Annotated in this window: 1 pseudogene; it reads left to right on the top strand. The window is 48.0% G+C overall.

The features are described 5' to 3' along the window. A pseudogene (locus tag ACG9ZB_RS16980) lies at window positions 1–304 on the top strand (ArgP/LysG family DNA-binding transcriptional regulator); the annotation flags it as partial.

The raw sequence follows: 304 nt of genomic DNA, 5'->3' as shown, positions 1-304 counted from the left end.
CCTTAGCGACATGGCTGTTGCCCTTGCTACAATCAACAGTAATTGAAAAAAAGATCGTGGTACATTTTCAGGTCGATGACCAATCACAAACCCATCACTGACTTGAAGCCGGTTTAGTGAATGCCTGCGTGACAGATGAATCACAAGCCATGTAAGGCTGTGTAGCCGCCTACATGGGCGATATGCACGATCGTTTGGGTGCCACGCCTACTAGTGCACAGCAATGGTTTAAACAAGGTGTCAACCGCGAGTCTCTACGTGCAGCTCCTGCACTGATCTTTAACGCAAAAGATCAACTCCACAC

Origin of the sequence: Acinetobacter johnsonii (assembly GCF_048551975.1) — a bacterium.
Classification (GTDB): domain Bacteria; phylum Pseudomonadota; class Gammaproteobacteria; order Pseudomonadales; family Moraxellaceae; genus Acinetobacter; species Acinetobacter johnsonii_A.
The sequence above is the reverse complement of the archived record's forward strand: the minus strand, read 5'-3'. Positions and strand labels throughout refer to the sequence as shown.